Consider the following 18,635-nt stretch of genomic DNA (forward strand, 5'->3'; position numbering starts at 1 on the left):
GGTTGGTTCACCCTGAAACAAGAGATGTGATTTAAATGGGGTATTGCTTTATTCAACCGCTTCCCTAAAACCATAAAATTTTTAGACACCACCCTACGTGATGGTGAACAAACTCCCGGAGTATCTCTTGTAGCTGAAAACAAACTGCGCATAGCCCAGCGGCTAGACGAGCTAGGCGTGGACGTGATTGAGGCAGGCTTTGCCGCGGTCAGCGAGGGCGAGCTTGAAGCAGTCAAACTCATCGCCAAACAGGGTCTTCGTGCTGAGGTTAGCAGTGCAGGCAGAGGCACCAAAGGCGACATTGACGCCGTAATCAAAAGCGAAGCCTCCACCATGAGCATGATTATACCCACCTCAGATTTGCACATAGAGGCTAAAATGCGCAAGACCCGTGAGCAAGTGCTCAAAGCCACCGAAGACTGTGTTTCTTATGCAAAGGCGCATGGCTTAAAGGTGGAGCTTTTGGCTGAGGACGCCACCCGAAGCGATTTTGAGTATCTGACAAAGGTGTTTCAGACAGCGGAAGCCGCAGGAGTAGACCGAGTAACACCATGCGACACCGTAGGCATCCTAACTCCCGAAAAAACCGTCCAGTTCTTTGGCGACCTATCCAAGGCGCTTAAGGTTCCCATCGGCGTACACTGCCACAACGACTTTGGAATGGCCGTAGCAAATACAGTCATCGCATTGGGCAATGGCGCAACCGAAGCCCACGCAACAATCAACGGCTTAGGCGAACGCGCAGGCAACGCTGCGCTTGAGGAAATCGTGATTTCACTGCGTAGTCTCTACAAACTCGACCTAAACATCAAAACTGAACTCCTATACAGCACCAGCCAGCTGGTTCAACGTCTCTCAGGCGTGCATGTGCAACCCAACAAAGCCGTCGTGGGAGAGAACGCTTTCACGCATGAATCGGGTATTCACACTCAGGGCGTCTTAGCTAACCCGCTCACTTACGAACCCATCGCGCCCGAGCTTGTCGGTGGAGTCCGCCGCATAGCGCCGGGCAAGCACAGTGGAACAAACGCCATCCGCAACGATCTCGCCAACATGGGATTGAACCCCAGTGAGGAACAGTTCAAAGAAATCTTCCAGCGCATCAAAGAGTTGGGTGACAAAGGCAAAGCCATAATGGATGCTGACGTGCTCGCAATCGCTGAAGCCGTTATGGGTTTGAGTTCTGAGAAGCCTATCTCGCTTGAGGAAATGACGTTTGTGGGTGGCGACAAAGTAACGTCTACTGCTTCGGTTCGGCTGTGTCTTTACGGCAAGGACGTGTGGGGCACAGCAGTTGGAGTAGGACCCGTTGACGCTACAATAAATGCTGTCAAAAACGCCATATCCGAAGTTGAACCCATAGCCCTTGAGCAGTACAACGTCAAAGCCATCACAGGCGGAACTGATGCCATGGTTGAGGTCATCGTTAAGGTACGCAAGGGAAGCAGAACCGTGACTGCTATGGGTGTTCGTGAGGACATTGTGAAAGCCAGCATTGAAGCGGTGCTTAGCGGCATGAACGTTTTGATGGTTGGCAACAGCAACGGTAATGGTAAACCCAAACACTAACCCTTCTTTTTTGTTTGAAAAGACTTAACAGCAACATCAACCAACATATCACAACACACTTATTCAGAGGATAACCCAAAATGAGAAGTGACGAGATTAAACTTGGAACACAAAAAGCCCCGCATAGGGCACTTTTGAAATCTCTTGGTTTAACTGATGATGACCTGACTAAACCCTTCATCGGAGTAGCCAACAGCTACACCAACATTGTCCCCGGACACATTCACCTACGCGCCATAGGCGACGCCGTCAAAGAAGGCATCTTAGCCGCAGGCGGCATACCCTTCGAGTTTAACACCATCGCGGTCTGTGACGGCATAGCCATGGGGCACTTGGGCATGCGGTACTCGCTTCCCAGCCGCGAAATCATCGCCGACTCAGTCGAAATCATGCTGCAAGCCCACAGTCTAGACGGTATGGTCATGGTTTCTAACTGTGACAAAATCACCCCCGGCATGCTCATGGCAGCCGCCCGCGTTAACATCCCAGCCATTATGGTTACGGGTGGACCAATGCAGGCAGGCAATCTCCGAGGCAGAAAACTCAGCTACGCCAACATGCCCGAGGCACTTGGGCAGGTTACTGCAGGAAAACTAACGGAGAAAGAACTTTTTGAGTTAGAGGATGCTTCGTGTCCTAGCTGTGGCAGCTGTAGTGGCATGTTTACTGCTAACACGATGGCATGTATGACAGAGGCGTTGGGGTTAAGTTTACCTTACTGCGCCACTTCACTGGCTACCAGCGCCCTTAAAATGCGCATAGCAAAAGAAACAGGCAAACAAATTATTTCCTTAGTAAAACAAGAACTTACACCCTCAAAGATTCTAACCATGCAGGCTTTCGAGAACGCAATTGCGTTGGACATGGCTTTGGGCGGCTCAACCAACACGGTTCTGCACCTTCCAGCTATTGCTAAAGAGGCAGGGTTGACTTTGCCTTTGTCGTTGTTTGATGAAATCGGTAAAAAGGTTCCTCACCTTTGCAGTATGATTCCAAGTGGATCTTATGCAGTTGAGGATTTGGATGCTGCTGGCAGTGTTCCTGCAGTGCTCAATGAAATTCGCGATATGTTGAATTTGGATGCAAAGACGGTTTCGGGAAAAACCTTAGGTGAAAACGTCAAAGATGCCAAAGTGCTCAACAGTGAAGTAATCCGTCCACTTGATAATCCTGTGCACAAGGAAGGCGGCATAGCCATCTTAACAGGCAATCTTGCACCCAAAGGCAGTGTTATCAAATCTGCAGGTGTCTCGCCAAGCATGCTAAAGCACACGGGTCCAGCAAAAATTTATGATTCTGAAAAAGAGGCAATTGCTGCGATACGGGGTCAAGAAATCAAAGCCGGCGACGTCGTAGTTATCCGTTATGAAGGTCCGAGAGGCGGACCAGGTATGCCCGAGATGCTTTTCCCCACTGCCGCGATTGCAGGTATGGGCTTAGCAGAATCCGTCGCGCTTATCACTGATGGACGCTTTAGCGGTGCAACCCGCGGCGGCAGTATCGGTCATGTGGCTCCTGAAGCGTTTGATGGTGGTCCAATCGCTGTTATTCAAAACGGCGATGTCATAACCATTGACATACCTAACCGTGTCCTCAAAGTGGACCTCTCTGAGCAAGAACTCAAAGAGCGCTTAGCCGCGTGGAAGCCCAGACCGCCCAAATTCAGCAAGGGCATATTGTCCCGCTACACGCCAACACCCATAGAATAAGCAGATTCGAGGGTTTTTAGCCCTCCTCATTTTTTATTAAAAAATTGAGAAAAAGTTGTTTTTAGCCTAAACATTTTCGGAGTTTTGCTGATTCTACCAACGCTCTTTTGGCTTCTTCATCATCTTTTTGTAGGTAAGAGAGTAGGAAGTTGTTGGTGTAGTTCTCATGTTTTCTCTGCGGCAACTCTTTAGGTCCAAGCTTTAGTGGTAGTTTGTCTTCTACGGTTTTTAGATCCTCTTGTAGCGATATTAGGGCGGTTTTTAGGTCTTCTTCGTTCATGTTTGCTCTTTTCGCGGTTGCTTGGCTCATTTCCATTAGCATGTTTAGGTTTTGCCAAGAAACAAATCCGCCTACTACTTTGAGGTCATTTTCCAGTTTTAGATAGTTCTTTTCGAGTAGACCCCATTCTCTATCTGTTAGTTTACCCAATGCTTTTAGTCCTATGAACTCGGGGGGTAACCCGATACTGTACAGGGCAGTGGCAAATGAGATGGCTCGAGGTAGGCATACACCTGCGACGCATCTGCTGTAGCCGAAGAGTCCAATGTGGAGTTTGCGTGCTCGTCTCGCGGGAACGTACGCTGCGACACTGTTTATGAAGGGTGCTAAGGATTCAATTTGGCATTCGTATTCTTTTCTACATTTAGCCAGTAACCCCATGATTGTTTCTTCCTCTTCGGGGCTGATGGGTTGTGGGGTGCCGTTTGGTAGTCGATGGTTTAGGGTGTTTACGCTTTCTTTAACCTGCTCGATTGGGTAATCGTATCGGAACGCGGACTGAATTGTTACTGTTGAGAGTCCCTTGTACTCATCTAAGAAATTATAGATGTTGTCTGGGGAGAGGTGTCCTCTGAAAGGCTTTGAGCCTACACCAAGGATTGGATGAATTTCAACATCTGTCTCTTTTTCTAGTTTTTTGAGTTTGTAGAGTCCTATTTTTGACAGGAGCACCGCGCAGATTAAGCCGTAGTTGAGTGCGGGGTCGCTGCGTGCGATGAATACACGTTGTTTTTTGGGTTTAACGGCTTTAATGTAGGGTGTGACGATTTTGTCTACGCAACTTATACTTTCAAAGTCCTCAACAAGGGGTATTACTTTGAGACTTTTGGGTTTGAAATCGCCAATCCACTCTTTTGCTGTTGTGTCTTCGCAGACTGGAACGTTTTCAGCTTCCACGATGGCTTTTTTGTAGTAGTTAAAAAGCATGATAAGCTCTTTAGCTTCAGTTGTGAAGGGCAGGATGACTTCAAAGATTGGTTCTACCTCACGTTTGTATGCTAAGGAGGCTACATCGTGGGCTACGGGAATGTTTTGAAGTGTTTCAAGCAGGTATTTGCGTTCTGCGCCTTCAATTTTTGGGTTGGGTATACGATAAGTCAGCAGGATGTCTTCGCCGATGGTGTGACCTGCAAAGTAGTCCCAATGTTTCTGCATAAGTTTTCGGACTACGCGTGTGTCTGTGTCTTTGCCCTCTGAGTCCCACATTACTTCTTGGCAGCCAAGAATGCTGTAGGCGCGGTAAGCTTCAAAAACTTCTAAACTACCGTTAATTATGTCCTGATTGCTCCACTCTGGAACATTGGCGTTATCAGGGTGCTGCGTTGACATGGTGCATGGAATAACTCTTTTTTCGTCAAAATCTGAGTTCAATTTTTAACCCTCTTGGTTGCCTTTTAAAGCTTGGCATGATGTGAGAGAGTTTATTTAAATTTTATCGCCCAAAATTTAGTTAATAATCGCTTTTCTACACCGTTCATTTCATTTCTACTATGACCTTGTCAAATGTTTGCTGCCAATAATCCATGAGTCACCACAATCTTTTTATGGTGTTAGCCATTAGGTTTAGATACTTAATTTCAAGAGGCATTGAAAATGAGGGATCGTCACCTCAATAGCTGGGATCGTCGGGTACTTATTCTCTAATTATTCCAGTGAAACCTCTAAAAAAGAAGCTTGTAAAACACGATTTTTCTGTTCAGACGACAGTATAAACGTTAATGATAAGGAGCAATGTTAAATGTCCACTAAAATCTCTGGTGCAAAAGCACTCTTAGAATCTCTTGAACGACAAAACGTAGACGTCATGTTCGGCATCTTAGGCGGAGCCATACTGCCCGTATACGACGCACTTTGTGGAAACACAAAAATCAGACACATCCTTGCTCGACACGAGCAGGGAGCAGCGCACATGGCAGAAGGCTACGCTAAAGCCTGTGGGCGAGTAGGTGTGTGCATGGCAACTTCAGGTCCCGGAGCCACCAATCTAGTAACGGGCATAGCTAATGCGTACATGGATTCTTCACCAATGGTTGCCCTAACAGGTCAGGTTCCTTCCTCAGGCGTTAACACTTCTTACATGATTGGTAGAGATGCTTTCCAAGAAGCAGACATCATCGGCATAACCACTCCAATCACCAAATACAACTTCCAGCCCCGAACAACCGCTGAAATCCCAGTAACAGTTAACACAGCATTCTACATAGCAGGAACAGGCAGACCTGGACCAGTCTTAATTGATTTGCCAAAGAATGTGCAGTCCGAATCCGCTGAGGTTCAATTCACAGACAAAATTGATGCTAAAGGCTACAAACCAGCCTCCCAACCCAACTTAGAAAAAGTAAACCAAGCCGTTGAGTTGCTGCTGAAAGCTGAAAACCCTATATTCTTAGTGGGCGGTGGCGCTATAATTTCAGGCGCATCAGATGAACTGGTGAAAATGTCCGATTTGCTAATGGCGCCAGTTGCAACTACCTTTATGGGTAAAGGCGCTTTCCCCGAGGGTCATCCGTTATCGTTGGGCTGCATTGGTATGCATGGTAACCCAGTAGCTAATAAGCTGATGAGTGAAGCAGATGTTTTGTTGGCTATTGGAACCCGTTTCTCTGACCGTGCAACCGCGAACTTGGACACTTTCTGTCCTGACGCCAAAAAAATCCAAATCGAAATAGACAACGCAGAAATTAACAAAAACATCGAGGTTGATGTGCCAATTGTGGGCGATGCCAAAGTCACCCTGAAAATCATGTACTACGCCATCTCTGAGAAACTCAAAAAGAAAGATGGACAAGCTTGGCTAAAACGGGTTAAAGAAGTCAAAGAAAAACTAAACCCCATAATGAATGAGCAACCTAAAGATTTAGTTCCCAAAACCCTACTGATGGAACTACGCAAGTTGCTACCTGAAAACGGCATAATCACAACCGAAGTCGGGCAAAACCAGATGTGGTCAGCACTGTACTTTAAAACACTAAAACCCCGAACCTTCCTCAGTTCAGGTGGGCTTGGAACCATGGGCTTTGGTTTTCCAGCAGCAATAGGCGCCAAAGTCGCGTGCCCAGACAGGCCAGTGGTTGACATTGCAGGAGACGGCAGCTTCCGAATGACTGAAAACGAGCTTGCATGCTCAGTCGCCGAAAATATTCCCGTCACTGTTATTGTGCTGAATAATTCAGTGCTGGGTATGGTTGCTCAGTGGCAAAGAATCCTCTACAAGCGTCGTTACATGGCAGTTGATTTGGGTAAGACTCCTGACTTTGTCAAGTTAGCGGAGGCTTATGGAGCGCAAGGCTTTAGAGTAACTTCCATAGAACAATTCCATAAGGCAGTTAAAACCGCATTAAACAGCAAAGTTTCAACCGTGATTGATGTGCCAATCGGCTCAGAAGAGGACGTGGTTCCTTTTGTGCCTCCAGGTTGCGGTTTACCTCAACAAAGTGGAGACTACTAAATATGGAAATGGGAAAAACAAAAATCATATCCGTGCTGGTAGAAAACAAGCCCGGTGTACTGCACACCGTAGCTAACCTTTTTCGACGACGAAACTTTAACATTGAAAGCATAACAGTTGGACCAACAGAAAAGCAAGAACTTGCACGAATGACAATCACCACCAATGGCGATGAGAAAACTGTTGACCAAGTCGTAAAGCAACTTGCGAAAATGATTGATGTGATTCGAGTTGAGGAACTGGAGATGGGCAACTGCGTGATAAGGGAGCTGTCGCTGATTAAAATTAATGTGCCAACTACTAAGGAGCGCTCAGACATCATTAATTGCGTAGATGTGTTTCGGGGACGAATTATTGATGTTTCAACTGACAGTTTAACTGTAGAAATCACTGGAACCCCTGATAAGCTAGACGCATTCCTAAACCTGATGCGCAGCTATGGCATACTAGAACTTGCACGAACAGGCATAACTGCACTGGCACGTGGTTCAAAATCCATAAAGATTAACGAATAAACTGTTAATCCAATGGAAAAACTTTATTTGTTTATCCATAAAAAAATGGATGCGTCCTCAAAGTTATCGCAATAGAAATAGGTAGTCAGTGGACAACAGAGGAAAAAAATCATGAATATCACAGAAAAAATCTTAGCTAAAGCCTCAGGCAAATCTTCTGTTTCACCCGGTGAAATAGTCGACGCCAACGTGGACAAACTCATGATCCACGATTTAACTGGACCTTTAGCAGTTGAAGCCTTCAAAAAAATAGGCGTAAACAAAGTTTGGGATAACCAAAAAGTAGTGGTGATACTAGACCATCAGATTCCCGCCGAATCCGTGAAAGCGGCGGAACTGCACAAAACAATGCGGCAATTTGCCAAAGACCAAAACCTCAAAATATACGACGTGGGTAGGGGCGGAGTGTGCCATCAAGTCATGCCTGAACAGGGACACGTGGTTCCTGGTGCAGTAATCGTGGGCGCAGACAGCCACACCTGCACATACGGTGCATTCGGAGCGTTTGCAACCGGAATCGGCTCAACTGAAGCAGCCGCAGTCATGGCAACTGGCAAGATTTGGCTGAAAGTTCCCGAAGCAATCAAAATCAACGTAACAGGGAAATTCAAAAAATACGTCACCCCAAAAGACTTGATCTTAGCCATAATCGGCAAGTTAAGCGTGGATGGCGCAATATACAAGAGCGCAGAATTCACGGGACCCACAATGAAAGAAATGAGCATTGCAGGACGAATGACTGTTTGTAACATGGCAGTTGAAATGGGTGCCAAAAACGGTATCGTAGAACCAGACCAAACCACCCAGCAATTCTTGCAAAGCAGAGTAGCTGGTGATTTGCCTGATTTCGCAGCCTTAGCCAGCGATAAAGACGCAAGCTACGAGCAAATCGTTGAGTTTGACGTATCCAAGATGCCCTCTCAAGTAGCCTGCCCCTCATCAGTTGACAACATAAAAGTCGCCTCAGAAGTAGGCGATGTCGCAGTTGACCAAGCCTTCATTGGTTCCTGCACAAACGGCAGACTGGAAGATTTGCGTTTAGCCGCAGAGGTAATGAAGGGTAAAAAAGTCAAAGATGGCGTACGCGCCCTAGTAATCCCAGCTTCACAGCAAATTTACATGCAAGCATTAAAAGAAGGCTTAACCGAAATCTTCACCGAAGTCGGTGCAGTGGTCTGCGGTAGCGCTTGTGGTCCATGTTTAGGTGGTCACATCGGGTTGCTGGCAGCAGATGAGGTTTGCGTGAGCACTTCAAACCGTAACTTTATCGGACGAATGGGTAGCCCCAAAGCCAGCGTGTATTTAGCCTCACCCGCGACAGTTGCGGCATCAGCGATTACAGGAAAAATAGCTGACCCATCTACACTGGAGGTACACTAAATTGAACATGAAAGTAAAAGGCTCCGCAGTAGTCTTCGGAAACAATATCGACACAGATGTTATCCTACCTGGCAAATACCTAGTACTAGTTGACCCCTACGAGTTGGCTAAATATGCATTAGCAGGCTTAGACCCAGAGTTTGCCCAGAAAGCCCAAGGCGTCGTCTTGGTGGGCGGCAAAAACTTTGGCTGCGGCAGTAGCCGTGAACAAGCCCCATTAGCACTAAAGTATGCTGGTGTTCAGTGTGTGTTGGCGGAATCGTTTGCCCGCATCTTCTTCAGAAACGCCATCAACATCGGTTTGCCCGTTATTGAATGCAAAGGCATATCAAGCGCGGTCAAAACAGGCGATGTTGTAGCTGTTGACTTTGAAGCAGGTGACATTGAGGTTATTTCAACAAATAAAAGCTTCCAAGTTCCCAAGCTGCCACCGTTCATCTTAGAAATCCTAAACGATGGCGGATTAATCGAACATTTAAAGAGGAAAATGAAAAAATGACAGAATATAAAATATCCCTTGTTCCAGGAGACGGCATCGGACCAGAACTCTCCGAAGCCACATTAGTTGTCCTTGACTCAGTGCAAAAAAACTTCGGCATAAAACTATACATTATTGAAGCCCCAGCAGGCGACATTGCACTTGAAACTCTCGGTGCAGCACTGCCCGCTGATTCACTTGAAAAAATCAAGAACAGTCACGCCTGCATGAAAGGTCCAGTTGGCGAAAGCGCAGCAGACGTTATTGTAAAGTTGCGTTTAATCTTTGATTTGTACGCGAACCTGCGTCCTTTGAAAGCTTACCCCAGTGTTCCAGTTGCACGCCCAGACATCGATATGATGTTTGTCCGCGAAAACACTGAAGACGTCTACAAAGGCTTAGAACACCAACTAGACCCAGACACAACCATCTGCATACGCTTAATCACCAGACGTGCATGCGAAAGAATCGCTCACAAAGCCTTCCAAATGGCACGCCTACGCAACAATAAAAAGAAAGTCACCGCTATACACAAAGCAAACGTTATGCGCGTAACCGACGGCTTATTCCGTGACGTATGCCGCGGTGTCGCAAAAGAGTACTCAGACATTGCATTTAACGAACTATACGTTGACGCAGCATCCATGCGCCTAATCAAAGAACCCCACGCCTTCGACGTCCTCTGCACCTGCAACATGTTCGGAGATATCCTCTCTGATGAGGCAGCACAGCAAATCGGCGGCTTAGGCATGGCACCAGGCGCAAACATCGGTGACAACTTCGCACTCTTCGAACCCATCCACGGTTCTGCACCAAACCGCGCAGGCAAACAAACCGCAAACCCAATCAGCATGATCCTTTCCGCGAAGATGATGTTTGATTGGTTGGGTGAGAAATATCAGGATCCTAAGTGTATCGAGGCTGGAAAAGCAATCGAGAACGGTGTACTGTACGCGTTGCGTAACAAGCAATCTGTTCCAGACTGTGGCGGCACAACTACAACGTTGGGCATGGCCAAAGCTATTGCTGCAGCCTTAACACAGACTGGCTGAGACAATGACAACCCAAAACCAAAAACAAATCCGCATTTTTGATACAACATTGCGCGACGGGGAACAAACCCCCGGTGTTTCTTTGACTGCTGACGATAAAATTGAGATAGCCCGCCAATTAGGTATGCTTGGCGTTGACGTTATTGAAGCTGGTTTTCCAAGCAGTTCAGATGGCGAAAAACGAATCGTTAAAGACATTGCTAAACTGGGTTTAACCTCCCAAATCTGCGCGTTATCCCGCTGCACAAAAAAAGACATCGACGCCGCACTAGACTGTGATGTTGGCTTAATTCACGTGTTTATCCCAACCTCGCCCGTGCAGATGAAGCATGCAGTAAACATGACACCCGAACAAGTCCTGTCTTCCGCTGTTGAATCCATTCAGTATGTCAAAAAGCATGGCGTAAAATGCGAGTTCTCACCCATGGATGCCACACGCACAGAACTGCCCTTTCTACGGCAAATCTGCAGCGCCGCACAGGACGCAGGCATGGACAGCCTAAACGTACCCGACACAGTCGGCTGCATGATACCCAAAACAACCTACAAACTATTCAAAGACTTAGCATCATTCATCAAAGTGCCAATCAGCGCCCACTGCCACAACGACTTCGGCTTAGCCGTAGCCAACAGCCTCGCAGCGGTGGAAGCAGGTGCCTCTCAAATTCACGTTGCAGTCAACGGATTAGGTGAACGCGCAGGCAACGCAGCCCTAGAAGAAATCGTCACCACGCTGCATGTGGTTTATAATTACAAAACCAACATAAACACACGCTTACTCTACAGCACCAGCCGCATGGTAGCCTCCTTATCAGGTGTTTCCGTGCAAGTAAACAAAGCCATAGTTGGCGAAAACGCGTTTGCCCACGAATCTGGCATTCATACACGAGGCGTCACTGAGCAGCCTCTTACGTTTGAGCCCATCAGTCCCGAACTGGTCGGCAGAACACGCAAACTGGTCGCGGGTAAACTGGCGGGAACACGCGGCATTCAGGCGGAGCTGGAAGAAATAGGTATACACCCAACTGAGGAGCAGCTAAAGCAAATCGTGCAGCGCGTAAAAGACTTGGGGGACAAAGGTAAAATGGTCACTGACGCGGACTTGCTGGCGTTAACCTCTGCAGTTATAGGTCAAGTGATTGGGGAAGAAAAAATAGTTGACCTCTGTGACATGGCAGTGATAACAGGCATAAAAGTCATACCCACCGCTTCTGTACGCTTAACCATTGACGGCAAAGAATACACAGCCGCGGAAACAGGCGTTGGACCAGTGGATTCAGTGCTTAAAGCCATTCAGAAACTAACCAATAACATTGCAAAAATCCGCCTAAGCGAGTACAGGCTTGAAGCCATCACAGGCGGTTCTAACGCGGTTGCTGAAGTAATCATCAAAGTTGAAGACGAAAACGGCAACATCGTATCCGCAAGGGCAGCCCGAGAAGACATCGTAATGGCCTCTGTGGAAGCCATGATTAACGGCATAAACAAGTGCCTAATAAAAAATCGTAAGCAGGGAAACAAACAGTGAAAGTAGCCTACCAGGGTGAAGCAGGCGCATACAGCGAAATGGCAGTCTACAAATTCTTCGGAGCCACAGCTGAGCCGCTACCCTGTAAGGACTTCCGCGGCGTGTTCGAATCTGTAAGCAACAAAACAGTGCCCGCAGGCGTCATCCCAATCGAAAACAGCATCGAAGGCAGCGTCAATCAGAACTACGACCTCTTTTTATCCTATGACTTGAAAGTGCAAGGAGAAGTAGCCGTAAAACTCGCTCACGTCCTCATAGGCAACCAACAAACCAAGTTCGAAGATATCGAGAGCGTATACTCCCACCCTCAAGCACTCGCCCAATGCCGAAGTTACCTTGAAAAGCACAAATGGCAAATCATCCCCGAATACGACACCGCAGGCAGCGTCAAACTCATCAAAGAAAAAGGACTCCTCAACGCCGCCGCAATCGCCAGCGAAAAAGCAGCAGACCTCAACAACATGAAAATCATTGCCCGAGACATATCCGACAACCTCACCAACTACACCCGCTTCCTTGTGCTCGCACATCAAGATGCTGCGCCGACAGGCGATGACAAAACCAGCATCATCTTTTCAACCAAACACGAACCCGGAGCGCTATACAATGCACTAGGCGAATTTGCATCACGAAACATCAACTTGACCCGCATCGAATCGCGCCCAACCAAAAAAACAGCATGGCAATACAACTTCTACCTCGACTTTGAAGGACACAGAACAGAGAAACGCTGCACCGAAGCGCTACAAGCTATAGAAAAATACGCAACATTCGTAAAAATTCTAGGGAGTTACCCCAGAGTTATTTAATTGATAACTTTTCTGAACTACTGGGACGACGTCGCCGTCCACATTAGTCTTTGGCGAATGCGGCACTAGCAAGCTTCTCTAAATCAAGGTATTGTGTTTTTTCCACTGTGACTCCAACGAACTTTATTGTTCCGCCCTTGAACGCCGCTGGCGCTTTGTATTCCCGACTGACAGGATCACCGCTATCTCGTCCAATGCAGAGACCATCACCGCACAATGAAAACTTGCCAATCTGTGCATGCATAGGACCCTCCGCAACGAGTGTCTCATTAATGTACAGCTTCGTTTTGCCTTCAGATTCTTTGAATTTTCCTGAACCTTCTCTAACGAACTCTACACCTAAAACGTATTTACCTGGTTTAAGCTCAGGAGAGATAAACTGTTGCTCCGGAGGGATTCCCAAAAAGTTGTAGACATAATAGAGTTTCTTGTTCTTGATGAAGAGCGCGTGACCGCCAAATCGTGCACCTTGAGCAAAGATAAGTCCTGAACAGTCTGGATCGGTTATTTCGATATCAGCAAGAATCTTGTATGAGCGCCCAGCAACGTTGACAGCTGCAGACTCGGGAATTTCAGGAATCCCCGGATAGTAGATGTATCGTTCGCGTGGAGGTTCTTCGGTGGGTCGATATGTAGTAAGGACAGCAATTGCGCCGCGGTCATCTAGCGGCAGCACAAGGTTTTTGTCCGCTTCTTCGAACCAGGTCTTGATAAGCAACTACAATTTTTCAGGATACTCCTTAGCAAGATTTTTGGACTCAGAACGGTCTTCATCAGTATTGTAGAGTTCCCATACATCCTTGTCGAAGTGATCCTTATCTACTGGACAAGGGGCATGAATTGCAGCGGCCTTCCAGCCGTCCTCCCACATTCCCCGAGTACCCAGCATGGCATAATACTGCCGCTTTTTTCTCGTTGGATCATCTGGCTTCGCATCAAATGTATAACGCATTGAAACGCCCGAAAGTGGGACCTGTTCCACACCCTTGTAGACATTGGGCATCTCCAACCCACAAATATCAAGAATAGTTGCAACTATGTCAGTGCAATGATGGTATTGGTTGCGAACACCTCCTTGCGCGTTAATACCCTTTGGCCAAGAAATAACCAGAGGGTCACAAGTGCCACCTGCAAATTCAGAATAGCGCTTGAACATTTTGAAGGGAGTCGAGAAGGCGACAGCCCATCCTGTTGGATAGTGCTCGTAGGTATCTGGGCCGCCCAACACGTCGATAAGTTTCATGTTCTCAGCAATATCATCTGGGTAGGAATTGAAGAACTTGTTCTCATTGACTGAACCATTGGGGCTACCTTCTCCTGAAGCACCGTTATCCGCTAAGTAAATAACTAGTGTATTATCGAGTTGATGAGTCTCCTCAAGATAATCGATGATGCGGCCAATTTGTGCGTCTGTATATTCTGAGTATGCAGCGTAAACCTCTGCAAGGCGAGAGAACAATTTTTTCTCGTCGGCGTTAAGCGTATTCCATGGACGCACATGGTCTCCTGGGTTTGCTGCATCATCAGGCATTGGATTAATGGGTGTAAGTTGAGTACCCTCAGGAAGAAGCCCTTTAGCGATCATGCGTGGTAGTACCCACTCACGGTAGGCTTCATAGCCGTCGTCAAACTTGCCCTTGTACTTATCAATGTATTCCTGGGGAGCCTGATGTGGAGCGTGGTTGGCGCCTGGACAGAACCACATGTACCATGGCTTTGAGGGATTGGTGGATTGTTGGGCCCTTAGCATTGCTAGGGCTTGATCCGCAAGGTCTTTGGAGAGATGATAGCCCTCGTCTGGGAGGTAGGGTTGTTCGATGATTTCGTTGTCCCTGACTAGACTGGGATACCACTGGTTTGTTTCGCCACCTAGGAAGCCGTAGAAACGGTCAAAGCCCAAATTGAGCGGCCACCATTTGCGGGTAGCGCCAGATCCGAGGTCATTTTCGGGAACGTTGTGGTTTTTGCCTAACCAGAAGGTGCTCCATCCGTTATCTTGAAGGATGTGGCCGATTGTGGCGCAGCTAGCTGGGATGCGGCAGTGTTGACCAGGAAACCCGTTTGATGTTTCTGTTATAGACGCAAATCCGTTTAGGTGGTGATTTCGCCCAGTTAGGAGGGTGGAGCGTGTCGGTGCGCAAAGCGCAGTGGTGTGAAATTGTGAATACATTAACCCGTTGTCGGCCAACTTTTGCAGCGTTGGCATGTTGATCCTGCCGCCCATAGGCGACCAAGCTGCGAGACCGGTGTCATCATAGAGAATCAAAAGGATGTTTGGGGCTCCTTTGGGAGCTTTCTTTGGTATGTATGGATTCCAGTCTGGCGTTGAGTCTCGAACGTCCAGCTTGATAACACCCTTAAACGGTATCGCACTTCTTGAAAAAAATTCTTGAACTGGTTGTTTCTTTACATCGTTTGTTGACAAAAAAACACCTCGATTTAATCAAAATTACCATTTAACAGACTGCCTTTAGCTACAAATAAACCTGTGTGTACTCATTACAACAACAACCAAAGGTACCTTATTTTTTTTATCGTTTAACTGATGTGTAAAAAAATTCTCGATTATCTTTCTTCCAAATGTTTGTGTTCATATTTGGAGCCTATTAGTCAAGGTATGCAGAAATGATAGGAAGAGGTCAAATAGTCTATTTGGTTCCTATTAGAAATTCTATGCAGAACCTATAGAAGGGGAGAGTTATTGCCCTATAACCCTAACATTCTCAACCATAACCCAAGGCGCAACCAGCGACCCCACCTGACGCTCATTATTAGCAACCAAACGTATGTTTTTGAGCAACTCAAAGACGTTTCCCGCCAGCATCACGCCGCTGGATGCATCTGTGATTTTTCCATTCTTAATTTGCCATGCAGGAGTCGCGACAACGGAGAAGTCGCCGCTCATGGGGTTGCTGCTGTGTGCACCCTGCAGATAGTAGGCGATTAAGCCATCATCTATTTCTGCCAGAAGGTCTTCGCTGGTTTTGTTTGTGGGCATTATGTGGAAGTTGGTTGGTCCAATGTTTGGCGTGGACAGGTAACCGCTGCGTAGTGCGTTGCCTGTGCTTTCTTTGCCCTCTTTCTTTGCAGAGTAATTATCATAGAGGAAATTTTGCAGGATGCCGTTTTCGATAATTGGGGTTTTTTGTTGTGGAGTACCTTCTGCGTCAAAACGCCAACTCCGCATGCCACCGGGCAGTAATCCGTCATCGTAAATGGTGAGAGCCTCTGAGGCGACTTTTGTGCCGATTTTGTCTTTAAAGGCTGATTGCCCACGCTGCACGCTGTCAGCTTTAACGGCGTTGAGCAAAGTGTATCCTAAAAGTTCACCAAGTGCGAATTGGGTTAGGATTAGTTTGGTTGTTTTTGTCTTGACAGGTTTAGTTTTTAGAGCTGAAAGGGCAAGTTTGGCGGCTTCTTTGCCAACCCAATAGGGGTCAACTGTGTGGTTTCTTGAGATGTTAAATTCAAAACATGCAGGTGTTACTTTGTTGCCGTCTTTGGCAATAGTTTCAAGACTGCACTCAACCACTGTACCCTTATCAAAAGCCAAAACTCCCTTAGAGTTAGCTATGGCATTTTCAACATAGGCACTTCCCACGCCACCCTCAATTGATAAGACGCGTTTATCCACTTCTCCTGCGCGGTCTAACATTTGGGCTGCCAAACCCACAAGGTCTTCTGCGTGCAAATCGACGATTTTTTCATCAAAAATTCCTTGCAGAGTTCCGTATGGCTTCTTTTCTGGGAGACCATGCCAGTTTGGGTCTGGGGGGCTGGCTTTGGCTGCGTTCAACGCGTTGGATACGGCTTTTTGTATGGCTTCTTGGCTACTGATTATGTTGGTGTAAGCGAATCCGACGGATTTGTTTATTGTTGCCCTTATGCCGATGCCGCGGTCAATGGTTTTTTGGCTTTTGCTTATCTGTCCAAGGTTGATGCCGATGCTGATTGCTTGATCCTCGTAAACGTAGGCTTCGGCTTCTGAGGCACCAATTTTTAAGGCGTATTTAACAGCGTTTTCCGCTATGATTAGCATTTCGTTTTCTTTAAGCACTGCCACCCACCATCACTTTGTTAACTCGAATATGCGGTCCACCATCACCAATAAATGCAGTTTGCCCTTTCCCACATCTACCCATGTTCAGGGAAAAATCTTTGCCGACAGCATCCACTTTATGCAAGGTTTCCAGCGTGTTGCCGCTGATTGATGCGTCACGCACTGGTTCACCGAGTTCGCCATTGATTATTTCGTAGCCTTCTTGAATGCCAACTTGGAATGTGCCATCCAAATTTGCTTGTCCACCACGGAAACTTTTCAGATAAAAGCCTGACTTGACGCCTTCCAGCAGTTCCTCAAATCTGTGGTCTCTTGACGCCATGTACGTGTTACGCATACGAATTATGGGTTCCACTCGGAAATCCTCGGCGCGCGCGTTTCCTGTGGGTTTTGTGTTGAATTTTTGGGCGGTTTCACGGCTATGCATCAAACCCGTGACTATACCATCTTTGATTAGTAGGGTTTTCTGGGCAGGTACGCCTTCATCGTCATATCTAAAAGAGCCAAACGCGCCGGGAATGGTGCCATCATCATAAAAGGTGACCAGTTCTGAGCCGATTTTTTTGCCCATATTACTTGACAGCACGCCGCCTGACAAAGCCAAATCTGCTTCTGCTAAATGACCAAAGGCTTCATGGACAAATACGCCTACAACGTTTGGCCCCAAAATCACTGGGAAGGTTCCGCCTTTGATGGGTTTAGCACGTAACTGCTGAACGGCTCGTTTGGCAGCGTTTGTGCCTATTGTTTGCGGCGGGTTTTCTTGGAAAACTTCGTATCCCGCTGTTGAGCCAAGTTCTTCTCTGCTGTAGGTTAGGATGTTTTGGTATTGAGCTGAAGCGGTTATTCTTGCCCAAACATACAGCTTGTCCATTTCAAGGCTGGTACCGTCGCTGTTGGCAAACTGACTTGTCCCAGTTAAATCAAGATAGTCGATTGTGCAGCTTTTGATTTTAGCATCAAAGCCCATGGTTGCCTTGTTGATTTCCGTGAATGTTTTTATTTTATCTTCCATGCTGATGTCTGCAGGGTTAATTTTGGGTTTTAGCGTCACATGGTCAGTTACGGTTTTTGCAGAGGCAAGCGAAACGGGTTCTTTAATGCTGGCGCTTGCTGTTTTGGCCATCTTGCAGGCATCCTCAACCGCTGTCAGTAGAATTTGTTCATTTAAAGAGCCAACCGACGCAAACCCCCAAGCCCCATTGACTAAAACTCGGATTGCAACACCGTGCTCTAAGCCCTGCTTGGCAGCTTCTACGCGTCCCTCTTTTAGGGTGAGCATGGTTTTGTTTAGGCTTTGCGCTCGGGCTTCGGAGTATTGGGCTTGGTGTTTTTGGGTGGCTACATTGTTGATTTTTGCTAAAAGGTCCTCCAAAATGGTGTGCCTTCAGAATGGTAGTAGCTAGTTGCTGCTTGCAGATAAAAACTGTTTGTTTTGCAGAAAAAGATTGGGTTATTGGTTTGTGATTTTTAAGCCGTAGAGGTCGTATAGAATCATGTTTTCTATGGGAATGGCGCCTGTTGTGCTTAAGCAGTCTTTTAGACCTTTAGCAAATAAATCCATCCTTCCTGCGTACTCATGCGGATGTAGTGAATAATAATTTTCTAGATGTTTGTATATGAGTACAGCGGCTTCTTTACCTAACACTTGCGTTAGAACATTGTCTACAACTTGAAAGAACGGGTCTTCCTTTTTCCGCTCAGCCATTATCAATATTGTCCCCTAGTGCTCTTGCCCCGCCAATCGCACGTATTTGTACTTAATAAGTATTCTCGGTAAACTGTTATACACAAAAACAGTTAAAAC

13 protein-coding genes and 1 pseudogene are annotated in these 18,635 nt (G+C 46.9%); 9 read left to right on the forward strand and 5 right to left on the reverse strand.

The annotated features are described in order from the left end of the window. The first annotated feature begins 72 nt into the window (after positions 1 to 72). Together NWF01_04635 and ilvD are read left to right on the forward strand one after the other, a co-directional pair. Positions 73 to 1,569, forward strand: a complete 1,497-nt coding sequence (locus tag NWF01_04635) for a 2-isopropylmalate synthase (GenBank protein ID MCW4024307.1) — start codon at positions 73 to 75, stop codon at positions 1,567 to 1,569. An 80-nt stretch (positions 1,570 to 1,649) separates the two neighbouring features. Further along, positions 1,650 to 3,278: a dihydroxy-acid dehydratase gene (gene ilvD, locus NWF01_04640; protein ID MCW4024308.1), complete on the forward strand. Its 1,629-nt coding sequence runs from the start codon at positions 1,650 to 1,652 to the stop codon at positions 3,276 to 3,278. A 61-nt stretch (positions 3,279 to 3,339) separates the two neighbouring features. Here ilvD and ppcA read toward each other — a convergent pair whose 3' ends face one another. Further along, positions 3,340 to 4,929, reverse strand: a complete 1,590-nt coding sequence (gene ppcA / locus NWF01_04645) for a phosphoenolpyruvate carboxylase (protein MCW4024309.1) — start codon at positions 4,927 to 4,929, stop codon at positions 3,340 to 3,342. 367 nt (positions 4,930 to 5,296) lie between these two features. Here ppcA and ilvB point away from each other — a divergent pair, with 367 nt between their 5' ends. The 7 genes from ilvB to pheA all read left to right on the forward strand — a co-directional run bounded on the left by ilvB (position 5,297) and on the right by pheA (position 12,768). Next, positions 5,297 to 7,006: a biosynthetic-type acetolactate synthase large subunit gene (gene ilvB, locus NWF01_04650; GenBank protein ID MCW4024310.1), complete on the forward strand. Its 1,710-nt coding sequence runs from the start codon at positions 5,297 to 5,299 to the stop codon at positions 7,004 to 7,006. A gap of 2 nt (positions 7,007 to 7,008) precedes the next feature. Beyond that, a complete protein-coding gene (gene ilvN / locus NWF01_04655) occupies positions 7,009 to 7,521 on the forward strand; it encodes an acetolactate synthase small subunit (protein ID MCW4024311.1) in 513 nt (170 codons plus the stop codon). Between the two features lie 111 nt (positions 7,522 to 7,632). Next, entirely contained in the window at positions 7,633 to 8,901 is a 1,269-nt protein-coding gene (locus NWF01_04660; GenBank protein ID MCW4024312.1) for a 3-isopropylmalate dehydratase large subunit, read from the forward strand. Positions 8,902 to 8,908: 7 nt separating this feature from the next. After that, positions 8,909 to 9,400, forward strand: a complete 492-nt coding sequence (locus NWF01_04665; protein ID MCW4024313.1) for a 3-isopropylmalate dehydratase small subunit — start codon at positions 8,909 to 8,911, stop codon at positions 9,398 to 9,400. After that, positions 9,397 to 10,431: an isocitrate/isopropylmalate dehydrogenase family protein gene (locus NWF01_04670; protein MCW4024314.1), complete on the forward strand. Its 1,035-nt coding sequence runs from the start codon at positions 9,397 to 9,399 to the stop codon at positions 10,429 to 10,431. The genes NWF01_04665 and NWF01_04670 overlap by 4 nt, the downstream gene beginning before the upstream one ends. Positions 10,432 to 10,435: 4 nt before the next feature. Next, on the forward strand, positions 10,436 to 11,959 hold the full coding sequence (locus tag NWF01_04675; protein MCW4024315.1) for a 2-isopropylmalate synthase: 1,524 nt from the start codon (positions 10,436 to 10,438) through the stop codon (positions 11,957 to 11,959). After that, positions 11,956 to 12,768 carry a prephenate dehydratase gene (gene pheA / locus NWF01_04680; GenBank protein MCW4024316.1) on the forward strand — a complete coding sequence of 271 codons (813 nt, stop codon included), beginning with the start codon at positions 11,956 to 11,958 and terminating at the stop codon, positions 12,766 to 12,768. Before NWF01_04675 ends, pheA begins: the two co-directional genes overlap by 4 nt. 43 nt (positions 12,769 to 12,811) lie before the next feature. Here the strand turns inward: pheA and NWF01_04685 are convergent. The 4 genes and pseudogenes from NWF01_04685 to NWF01_04700 all read right to left on the reverse strand — a co-directional run bounded on the left by NWF01_04685 (position 12,812) and on the right by NWF01_04700 (position 18,536). Further along, positions 12,812 to 15,136 (reverse strand): annotated as a pseudogene (locus NWF01_04685) (arylsulfatase). A gap of 330 nt (positions 15,137 to 15,466) precedes the next feature. Beyond that, positions 15,467 to 16,831, reverse strand: coding sequence for a TldD/PmbA family protein (locus NWF01_04690; GenBank protein ID MCW4024317.1), 1,365 nt, complete (start codon positions 16,829 to 16,831; stop codon positions 15,467 to 15,469). Then, positions 16,818 to 18,203, reverse strand: coding sequence for a TldD/PmbA family protein (locus NWF01_04695; GenBank protein MCW4024318.1), 1,386 nt, complete (start codon positions 18,201 to 18,203; stop codon positions 16,818 to 16,820). The genes NWF01_04690 and NWF01_04695 overlap by 14 nt, the downstream gene beginning before the upstream one ends. Positions 18,204 to 18,281: 78 nt before the next feature. Continuing rightward, complete coding sequence (locus tag NWF01_04700) at positions 18,282 to 18,536, reverse strand: hypothetical protein (GenBank protein ID MCW4024319.1); 255 nt, start codon at positions 18,534 to 18,536, stop codon at positions 18,282 to 18,284. Between the last annotated feature and the right edge of the window lie 99 nt (positions 18,537 to 18,635).

The sequence above is a fragment of the Candidatus Bathyarchaeota archaeon genome (assembly GCA_026014585.1).
GTDB lineage: Archaea > Thermoproteota > Bathyarchaeia > Bathyarchaeales > Bathycorpusculaceae > Bathycorpusculum.

Bases quoted from the DNA above. Each gene is read 5' to 3' on its own strand.
- ilvD (MCW4024308.1), top strand. From the start codon at position 1,650: ATGAGAAGTGACGAGATTAAACTTGGAACACAAAAAGCCCCGCATAGG.
- ilvB (MCW4024310.1), top strand. From the start codon at position 5,297: ATGTCCACTAAAATCTCTGGTGCAAAAGCACTCTTAGAATCTCTTGAA.
- ilvN (MCW4024311.1), top strand. From the start codon at position 7,009: ATGGAAATGGGAAAAACAAAAATCATATCCGTGCTGGTAGAAAACAAG.
- NWF01_04660 (MCW4024312.1), top strand. From the start codon at position 7,633: ATGAATATCACAGAAAAAATCTTAGCTAAAGCCTCAGGCAAATCTTCT.
- NWF01_04665 (MCW4024313.1), top strand. From the start codon at position 8,909: ATGAAAGTAAAAGGCTCCGCAGTAGTCTTCGGAAACAATATCGACACA.
- NWF01_04670 (MCW4024314.1), top strand. From the start codon at position 9,397: ATGACAGAATATAAAATATCCCTTGTTCCAGGAGACGGCATCGGACCA.
- NWF01_04675 (MCW4024315.1), top strand. From the start codon at position 10,436: ATGACAACCCAAAACCAAAAACAAATCCGCATTTTTGATACAACATTG.
- NWF01_04700 (MCW4024319.1), bottom strand. From the start codon at position 18,536: ATGGCTGAGCGGAAAAAGGAAGACCCGTTCTTTCAAGTTGTAGACAAT.